Source organism: Rhodobacter sp. SGA-6-6 (genome assembly GCF_011043545.1).
Classification (GTDB): Bacteria; Pseudomonadota; Alphaproteobacteria; order Rhodobacterales; family Rhodobacteraceae; genus Pseudogemmobacter.
On the sequence record NZ_JAAKGP010000017.1, the window covers coordinates 51094 to 59360 of the forward strand.

The 8267-nt window shown below is 66.3% G+C and carries 9 protein-coding genes and 1 tRNA gene; 9 read left to right on the top strand and 1 reads right to left on the bottom strand.

Features of this window, described 5'->3' with window-relative positions:
• Positions 1-12 precede the first annotated feature (12 nt).
• The 9 genes from sufB (at position 13) to G5B31_RS19195 (ending at position 7552) form a co-directional block, all read left to right on the top strand.
• The gene (sufB, locus tag G5B31_RS19155) at positions 13-1530 is read left to right on the top strand and encodes a Fe-S cluster assembly protein SufB (protein WP_165019815.1); all 1518 of its coding nucleotides are present in this window, start codon (positions 13-15) and stop codon (positions 1528-1530) included.
• Positions 1531-1644: 114 nt separating this feature from the next.
• Positions 1645-2181 (top strand): hypothetical protein, encoded by a 537-nt coding sequence (locus G5B31_RS19160; protein WP_165019816.1) that lies wholly within the window; start codon positions 1645-1647, stop codon positions 2179-2181.
• Between the two features lie 75 nt (positions 2182-2256).
• Positions 2257-2850, top strand: coding sequence for a hypothetical protein (locus tag G5B31_RS19165; protein WP_165019817.1), 594 nt, complete (start codon positions 2257-2259; stop codon positions 2848-2850).
• 15 nt (positions 2851-2865) lie between these two features.
• Positions 2866-3621, top strand: coding sequence for a Fe-S cluster assembly ATPase SufC (gene sufC / locus G5B31_RS19170; protein WP_165019818.1), 756 nt, complete (start codon positions 2866-2868; stop codon positions 3619-3621).
• The gene (gene sufD / locus G5B31_RS19175) at positions 3621-4907 is read left to right on the top strand and encodes a Fe-S cluster assembly protein SufD (protein WP_165019819.1); all 1287 of its coding nucleotides are present in this window, start codon (positions 3621-3623) and stop codon (positions 4905-4907) included. Before sufC ends, sufD begins: the two co-directional genes overlap by 1 nt.
• A 1-nt stretch (position 4908) precedes the next feature.
• On the top strand, positions 4909-5388 hold the full coding sequence (locus tag G5B31_RS19180; protein ID WP_165019820.1) for a YIP1 family protein: 480 nt from the start codon (positions 4909-4911) through the stop codon (positions 5386-5388).
• Positions 5385-5984: a YIP1 family protein gene (locus G5B31_RS19185; RefSeq protein ID WP_165019821.1), complete on the top strand. Its 600-nt coding sequence runs from the start codon at positions 5385-5387 to the stop codon at positions 5982-5984. The genes G5B31_RS19180 and G5B31_RS19185 overlap by 4 nt, the downstream gene beginning before the upstream one ends.
• The gene (locus tag G5B31_RS19190; RefSeq protein WP_165019822.1) at positions 5977-7197 is read left to right on the top strand and encodes a cysteine desulfurase; all 1221 of its coding nucleotides are present in this window, start codon (positions 5977-5979) and stop codon (positions 7195-7197) included. The genes G5B31_RS19185 and G5B31_RS19190 overlap by 8 nt, the downstream gene beginning before the upstream one ends.
• A gap of 278 nt (positions 7198-7475) precedes the next feature.
• A tRNA-Arg gene (locus tag G5B31_RS19195) sits at positions 7476-7552 on the top strand.
• Positions 7553-7809: 257 nt separating this feature from the next.
• On the opposite strand, the gene G5B31_RS19200 is transcribed toward G5B31_RS19195, so the two are convergent.
• On the bottom strand, positions 7810-8267 hold a 458-nt coding region (locus G5B31_RS19200), incomplete at its 5' end, for a transposase (RefSeq protein WP_165019823.1).

Sequence of the window (8267 nt, forward strand, 5' to 3'; positions counted from 1 at the left end):
GAGGAAACGACGATGAAGGCTGCCGTGGTCGAGGAAGTGGACATCCGCGAAGGCGTGGACCGCGAGACGATCGAAACCGTCCAGGCCATGGCCGGGAAATACAAGTATGGCTGGGAAACCGCCATCGAGACCGAATATGCGCCGAAGGGGCTGAACGAGGACATCGTCCGCCTGATCAGCCAGAAGAACGGCGAGCCGGAATGGATGACGGACTGGCGGCTGGCCGCCTATCGCCGCTGGGTGCAGATGGAAGAGCCCCGCTGGGCGATGCTGCATTACCCCGAGATCGACTATCAGGACCAGTATTACTACGCCAAGCCCAAGAGCATGGCGGTGAAGCCGAAGTCCTTGGACGAAGTGGACCCGAAGCTGCTGGCCACCTACGAGAAGCTGGGCATCCCGCTGAAGGAGCAGGCTTTGCTGGCCGGGGTGGAGGCGCCCGAGGGCGAGCGGAAGGTCGCCGTGGACGCGGTGTTCGATTCCGTCTCGGTCGGCACCACCTTCAAGGAAGAGCTGAAGAAGGCCGGCGTGATCTTCTGCCCGATCTCGGAGGCGATCCGCGACTATCCCGAACTGGTGAAGAAATACCTCGGCACCGTGGTGCCGCAGTCGGACAACTTCTTCGCCACGCTGAACTCGGCGGTCTTCTCGGACGGCAGCTTCGTCTACATCCCCGAGGGCGTGCGCTGCCCGATGGAATTGAGCACCTATTTCCGCATCAACGCCGAGAACACCGGCCAGTTCGAGCGGACGCTGATCATCGCCGACAAGAAGTCCTACGTCAGCTATCTGGAAGGCTGCACCGCGCCGAAGCGCGACACCCACCAGCTGCACGCGGCGGTGGTGGAGATCGTGGTGCTGGAGGACGCCGAGGTGAAATATTCCACGGTGCAGAACTGGTATCCGGGCGACGAGGAGGGCCGGGGCGGCATCTACAACTTCGTCACCAAGCGCGCCGATTGCCGCGGCGACCGGGCCAAGGTGATGTGGACCCAGGTCGAGACCGGGTCGGCGATCACCTGGAAATACCCCTCCTGCATCCTGCGCGGCGACGACAGCCAGGGCGAGTTCTATTCCATCGCCATCGCCAACAACGCCCAGCAGGCCGACACCGGGACGAAGATGGTGCACCTCGGCAAGCGGACCAAATCGCGGATCGTGTCGAAGGGCATCTCGGCGGGCCGGGCGCAGAACACCTATCGCGGCCTGGTGTCGATGCACCCGAAGGCCAAGGACAGCCGCAACTACACCCAATGCGACAGCCTGCTGATCGGCGACAAATGCGGCGCCCATACGGTGCCGTATATCGAGGTGCGCAACAACTCCTCGCGGGTGGAGCACGAGGCGACCACCTCGAAGGTGGACGAGGACCAGCTGTTCTACTGCCGCTCGCGCGGGATGGACGAGGAAGAGGCGGTGGCGCTGGTGGTGAACGGCTTCTGCAAGGAGGTGCTGCAGGCCCTGCCGATGGAATTCGCCATGGAGGCGCAGAGCCTGGTCGCCATCAGCCTGGAAGGCAGCGTGGGCTGAGGTTCATGGCACAGGCTGGCCGCATTCATCCTGCAAAGGCTCCAATTCCACCATATTGGCGCCATGCGGAGGGCTATGCTCGGACCCCGGGAAACCATCGGGGGCCGGGCCGCCATGTCTGCCACGTCCGCACATCAGGCCGCGTTCCAGGCGCGTCTCGCCCGCATCCAGGCGGGCAAGGGCTTCACCAAGTCCACGGTCTATGTGGGCATCGACACCGCCTTCACCTATCTGCCGCAGGGACGGCGCAAGGCCGGGATGGGGCAGGTCGCCCGCAACGCGGGCTTCGCGCTCAGCTTTCCGCTGGCGCTGCTGGCGGGCTTCCTGAGCTTCGGGCTGGAGCGCTATGCGGCCTTCATCTTCGCCGGCCGGCCGGACCCGCAGGCCAATCCCGACCTGGAGATGGTGAAGATGGCCGCCACGGCCTTCGGAATCGCGGTGGTCGCCACCCATCTGATGGGGCTGCGCGACCGCGGGCTGCTGGTCGCCAAGGCGCTTGGCGTGGCGGGCGGGATGCTGTTCTTCCACAACCTCGTCCATGCCTGGCCGCAGGTCTTCGAGCATGTCTTCTCGCCGATCTGGGTGGCCCGGGTGCTGGCCGAGACCGAGCCGCAGTCGCTGCTCTGGCGCGGGATCAGCTTCCCGTTCTGACCCGTATGGAGCCGGCCATGCGCCCCCGTATGGCGGCGCATTCCGCGACCATGCGCCTGCGGATGGGGGCCTCCGATGGCTGAGACTCTCCTCACGCGTCCCGAACTGACCCTGCCGCCGGCCGAGGCCGCGGCCTATGCCGAGGCGCTGGCCGGGGCGGGCGCGGTGCTGGAATACGGCTCCGGCGGGTCCACCCTGCTGGCGGCCGAGGCCGGGGCCGAGGTCTGGTCGGTGGAAAGCGATGCCGCCTGGGCGGCACGGATGCGCGGCTGGCTCGCCGGCCATCCGGCGCCGGGCAGGGTGCACCTCCTGCACGCCGACATCGGCCCCACCCGCGACTGGGGCCATCCCGTAGACGACGCCGCCTTCCGCCGCTGGCCCGACTATGCGCTGAAGGTCTGGGACGCGCCCGGCTTCCGCCACCCCGAGGTGGTGCTGGTCGACGGCCGCTTCCGGCTGGCCTGCTTCCTGACCGTGGCCTATCGCATCGCCCGCCCGGTCACGCTCTTCTTCGACGATTACGCGCCGCGCCCCGCCTATCACAAGGCGGCGGAGCTGGTGGCGCCCGCCGCACTCATCGGCCGCATGGCGCGCTTCGATCTGACACCGCAAATCCTGACCCCCGACCGCCTTCGCGCCTATGTCAGGGCGCTGCATCAGCCGGTCTGAACATCCGAGGAAATCATGCTGGAAATCAACAACCTGCACGTCAAGCTTGAGGAAGAGGACAAGGTGATCCTCCGCGGCGTCGACCTGTCGGTCAAGGCGGGCGAGGTCCATGCGATCATGGGGCCCAACGGCTCGGGCAAGTCGACGCTGTCCTATGTTCTGGCCGGGCGCGAGGGCTATGAGGTCACCGAGGGCACCGCCACGCTGGACGGGCAGGAACTCCTGGAGATGGAGCCCGAGGAACGCGCCGCCGCCGGCCTGTTCCTGGCCTTCCAGTATCCGGTGGAGATCCCCGGCGTCGGCAACATGACCTTCCTGCGCACCGCGGTGAACGCGCAGCGCAAGGCCCGCGGCGAGGAGGAGGTCAGCGCCGGCGACTTCCTGAAGCTGATCCGGGAAAAGGCCAAGAAGCTGAAGATCGACGCCGAGATGCTGAAGCGCCCGGTCAACGTCGGCTTCTCGGGCGGCGAGAAGAAGCGCAACGAGATCCTGCAGATGGCGATGCTGGAACCGAAGATGTGCATCCTGGACGAGACCGACTCCGGCCTCGACGTGGATGCGATGAAGCTGGTCTCCGAAGGCGTCAACGCGCTGCGCGACGCGGGCCGGGCCTTCCTGGTCATCACGCATTATCAACGGCTTCTGGACCATATCAAACCCGACGTGGTGCATATCATGGCCGCAGGCCGCATCGTGAAGACCGGCGGGCCGGAACTGGCGCTGGAGGTGGAGCACAACGGCTATGCCGACATCCTGGCCGAGGTGAAGTGATGGCTGTGCTGCAGGCGAAACAGGATGCGCTGGCGGCGCGGATCGCGGCGCTGTCCTTTGCCGACAAGGGCTGGCTGGGCGCGGCGCGCAAGGCGGCGCTGGACCGGCTGGCGGCCATGGGTCTGCCCGGGCGGCGCGACGAATACTGGCGCTACACCGATCCGGCCGGGCTGAACGCGGCCGAGCCGGCTCCGGCGGCGCTGTTCGACCCGGGCGCCGAGCCGCAGCTGTTCGACCACATGGACCGGGTGAAGCTGGTCTTCGTCGACGGCGTCTTCGACCCGCGCGCCTCGGACGATCCGCGGCTGGCCGGGGTGGAGATCGAGCGGCTGACCGAGGCCGGCGGCCGCGATGCTCATTGGGCGCGCGGGCTTTACGGCGTGCTGGAGGCGCAGGGGCAGCAGCCGGTGGCCCGGCCCCATGCCGCGCTGAACTCGGCCTTCGCCACCGAGGGCGTGCTGATCCGGGTGACCGGCAGGGCGAAGAAGCCGGTCTCTCTGATTTATCAGCGCACATCAGAGGGTTCCGACGCGATCCTCCACCATTGCATCAAGCTGGAGCCGGGGGCGGAACTGACGCTCTTGGAGAACGGCCCGGCGGCGGCGCGTTTCAACAAGGTGATGGAGGTCGAGGTCGCCGACGGCGCCCGCTTCCACCACATCCGCGGCCAGGGCCGCGACCATCAACGTCAGGCGGTGACCCATATCTTCGCCCGTCTCGGCAGGGAATCGCTGTTCAAGTCCTTCACGCTGACGGCGAACGGCCGGCTGACCCGCAACGAATGCGTGATCGAGCTGACCGGCGACGATGCCGTCGCCCATGTCGCCTGCGCGGCGGTGGGGGATGGCGATTTCCATCACGATGACACTGTGTTCATCACCCATGGCGCCGAGCGCTGCGAAAGCCGGCAGGTGTTCAAGAAGGTGCTGATGAACGGCGCCACCGGCGTGTTCCAGGGCAAGATCCTGGTGCAGCCCGGCGCGCAGAAGACCGACGGCTATCAGCTGTCGCAGTCGCTGCTCCTGGACGAGGACAGCCAGTTCCTCGCCAAGCCCGAGCTGGAGATCTATGCCGACGACGTGAAATGCTCGCATGGCTCGACCTCGGGCGCGATCGACGACACCGCGCTCTTCTACCTGCAATCGCGCGGGGTGCCGAAGCGGGTGGCGCAGTCGCTGCTGGTGCTGGCCTTCCTGGCCGAATCCATCGCCGAGATCGAAAGCGAGGACCTGGCCGAGGAAATCCGCCTGCGGCTGGAAAGCTGGCTGCACCGGCACGAGCATTGAGATGGCCGTCACCACCGACATCCTGTCCGCCTGGCGTGCCCCCCGCGCCTCGATCCGCCGCCACCTGGCGCGCGGGGTGTCGGAGCCCTTCGCCTTCGCGCTGCTGGTGGTGTTCCTGATCCTGGCCTTCACCGGCCAATGGCCGGTGGCGGCACGCGAGGCCTGGCTGGCGCAGGAGCCTTCGGCGCTGCCGCGGCTGCTGGCGCGCGGGCTGGCGGCGCTGGCGACGATTCCGTTCTGGTATGGGCTGGCCGCGCTCAGCCGGCTGACGGCGCGCGCCTTCGGCGGGCAGGGCAGCTGGTATGGCGCCCGGCTGGCGCTGTTCTGGGCGCTGGCGGTGACCGGGCCGCTGATGCTGCTGCTCGGGCTGGTGGAGGCGATGATCGGGCCGGGGCCGCAGCTCCTGGCGACAAGGGTCGTGGTCGGGGCGGTCTTCCTGCTGCTCTGGCTGGTGATGCTGCATGAGGAAGAGCGCGGATGAGCTTGCGTTTCCAGGATATTCCGGCGCTGATGCAGTTCACGCTGATGAACCCGCGGCGGGGCCTGCGGGCGGTGCTGGACCTTGGCCTGCCGATGGGCGCGCGGCTGGCGGCGCTGCTGCTGATGGCGGTGGTCTCGGCGCTGCTGACCCAAGCCTCGGCGATGCTGGCGCCGGTGGTGGAAAACCCTCTGTTCGAGTTCCTGACCGGCTCGCCCTTCCGCACCGCGCTGATCCAGGCCGCGGGGATGCTGCTGACCGCGGTGCTGGTGAATGTCCTCGGCCGGGCCTGGGGCGGTCAGGGCCGGCTGGAGGATGCGGTGCTGGCGGTGGCCTGGCTGCAGCTGTTCATGGTGGCGCTGCAACTGGCCGAGATGGCGGCGATCGTGATCCTGCTGCCGCAGCTGGCGCTGCTGGTGGCGCTGGTCAGCATCGCGGCTTTTCCCTGGCTTCTCACCATGTTCGTGGCCGAAGTTCACGGGTTTTCCTCGCCGGTCAAGGTGTTCTTTGGCATCCTGCTCTGCACCGTCGGCCTGTCCTTCCTGCTGAGCTTCCTGCTGGTCGCCCTTCTGGGGCCGGAGACATTCGCCAATGTATGACGTGACGCGCATCCGCGAGGACTTCCCGATCCTGTCGCGACAGGTGAACGGCAAGCCGCTGGTCTATCTGGACAACGGCGCCAGCGCGCAGAAGCCGCGCGCGGTGATCGAGGCGGTGACGCAGGCCTATTCGATGGAATATGCCAATGTCCACCGTGGCTTGCACTACCTTTCCAATGTGGCGACCGAGAAATACGAAGCCGTCCGCGGCATCGTGAAACGCTTCCTGAACGCGCCCTCGGAAGAGGAGATCGTCTTCACCACCGGCACCACCGAGGGGATCAACCTGGTCTCCTACGCCTGGGCCGCGCCGCGGCTGCAACCCGGCGACGAGATCGTGCTGTCGATCATGGAGCACCACGCCAACATCGTGCCCTGGCATTTCCTGCGCGAACGGCAGGGGGTGGTGCTGAAATGGGTGGACTGCGACGCCAACGGCGACCTCGACCCGCAGGCGGTGATCGACGCCATCGGCCCGCGCACGAAGCTGGTGGCGATCACCCAGATGTCGAACGTCCTCGGCACCGTGGTGGATGTCGCCGCGATCTGCCGGGCGGCGCGCGAGAAGGGGGTGCCGGTGCTGGTCGACGGCTCGCAGGGCGCGGTCCACATGCCGGTGGACGTGCAGGCCATGGGCTGCGATTTCTATGCCATCACTGGCCATAAGCTTTACGGGCCAAGCGGTTCCGGCGCGATCTTCATCAGCCGCGAGAGGATGGAGGAGATGCGCCCCTTCCTCGGCGGCGGCGACATGATCCGCGAGGTCTCGCGCGATCTGGTGACCTATGCCGACCCGCCGATGCGCTTCGAGGCCGGCACGCCCTCCATCGTGGCGCAGATCGGTCTCGGCGTGGCCCTGGAGTATCTGACCGGCCTCGGCATGGAGAATGTCGCGGCGCATGAACAGTCCTTGCGCGACTATGCCCGCCACCGGCTGGCCGGGCTGAACTGGCTGAACGTGCAGGGCAATTCGGCCGGGAAGGGGGCGATCTTCTCCTTCACCCTGCAAGGCGCCGCCCATGCCCACGACATCTCCACCGTGCTGGACAAGCGCGGCATCGCGGTGCGGGCCGGGACGCATTGCGCCATGCCGCTGATGACCCACATGGGGGTGACGGCGACCTGCCGCGCCTCCTTCGGGCTTTACAACACCGTGGAGGAGGTCGACGCGCTGGTCTCGGCGCTGGAGCTGTGCCACGATCTCTTTGCCTGACACACCCGGGCGCATCGCGGTGCCATACGGCACCGCATGGGGCAAGGGATACGCCCCCGCATGGCCGATTTGCCGTTGCGGCCCGCACACCGAGCCGCTATAGACGCGCCGAGGCACCCATAGCTCAGCTGGATAGAGTGCTGCCCTCCGAAGGCAGAAGTCAACTGTTCCAGTGTCGCAATGAGTGCGAAAAGAGTCGAGAGAACAGTAACTTAAAAGGCCGGGAATCCGGTCTTCCAACGCGCAGGAAAATCGCGTAAGCAACGCGTAAGCAGTACGCACCCGTAGCTCAGCTGGATAGAGTGTCGCCCTCCGAAGGCGAAGGTCGCAGGTTCGAATCCTGCCGGGTGCGCCATTTCCTTTTATTTTGAACTGGTTGTCGGAAGCTTCTCATGTCCCGTGTGAGGAGGCTTAGGCGACGTTCCTAATCTAATACTAGAGGTGCACCATAGCTGCGCGCAGCGGCTGGTTTGCGGTGTCTTGGACAAGGCGATTCTGCTGCTGTCAGTGTCGATGTGCGCTAGCCTTGAAGAATTCTGGGTGATGTCTTCGGAGATGACCAGGGAAGAGGGTGTCTTTGCCATGATGAGATGTAAGCGTCTGGCCTGACTGCTATCCGTTCCAGCGCCAGGGGAGCAGATCGTCGACCTTGGTGATCTTGTAGTCCGGGATACGGGCGATGGTATCGGCGAGCCAGGCGTGGGGATCGACGGCATTGAGCTTGGCGGTTTCGATCAGGGTGTAGGCGATGGCGGCGGCCTTGCCGCCCGCCTCCGAGCCGACGAAGAGGTAGTTCTTCCGCCCGAGGGCGATGGCGCGCATGCTGCGTTCGGCAGCATTGTTGTCCAATTCCAGGATGCCGTGGTCGAGGTAGGGGCGCAGGCGTTCCATCCGCGACAGCGCGTAGCGGATTGCCGCCGCGAGCGGAGATTTTCCCGAGATTGTGGTGAGTTGCATGGCCAGCCGGGCCTCGAGATCATCGAAGACAGGGGCGGCATGGGCCTTTCGCAACTCTGCGCGACGATCAGGTAGCGCCCCTCGAGCTTCCTTTTCGACGGCATATAGCTGGG

Excerpts from the sequence above, each read along its gene's own strand:
- G5B31_RS19180 (WP_165019820.1), top strand. The coding sequence starts at position 4,909 with ATGGCCGTCACCACCGACATCCTGTCCGCCTGGCGTGCCCCCCGCGCC.
- sufC (WP_165019818.1), top strand. The coding sequence starts at position 2,866 with ATGCTGGAAATCAACAACCTGCACGTCAAGCTTGAGGAAGAGGACAAG.
- G5B31_RS19160 (WP_165019816.1), top strand. The coding sequence starts at position 1,645 with ATGTCTGCCACGTCCGCACATCAGGCCGCGTTCCAGGCGCGTCTCGCC.
- G5B31_RS19190 (WP_165019822.1), top strand. The coding sequence starts at position 5,977 with ATGTATGACGTGACGCGCATCCGCGAGGACTTCCCGATCCTGTCGCGA.
- G5B31_RS19165 (WP_165019817.1), top strand. The coding sequence starts at position 2,257 with ATGGCTGAGACTCTCCTCACGCGTCCCGAACTGACCCTGCCGCCGGCC.
- sufB (WP_165019815.1), top strand. The coding sequence starts at position 13 with ATGAAGGCTGCCGTGGTCGAGGAAGTGGACATCCGCGAAGGCGTGGAC.
- sufD (WP_165019819.1), top strand. The coding sequence starts at position 3,621 with ATGGCTGTGCTGCAGGCGAAACAGGATGCGCTGGCGGCGCGGATCGCG.
- G5B31_RS19185 (WP_165019821.1), top strand. The coding sequence starts at position 5,385 with ATGAGCTTGCGTTTCCAGGATATTCCGGCGCTGATGCAGTTCACGCTG.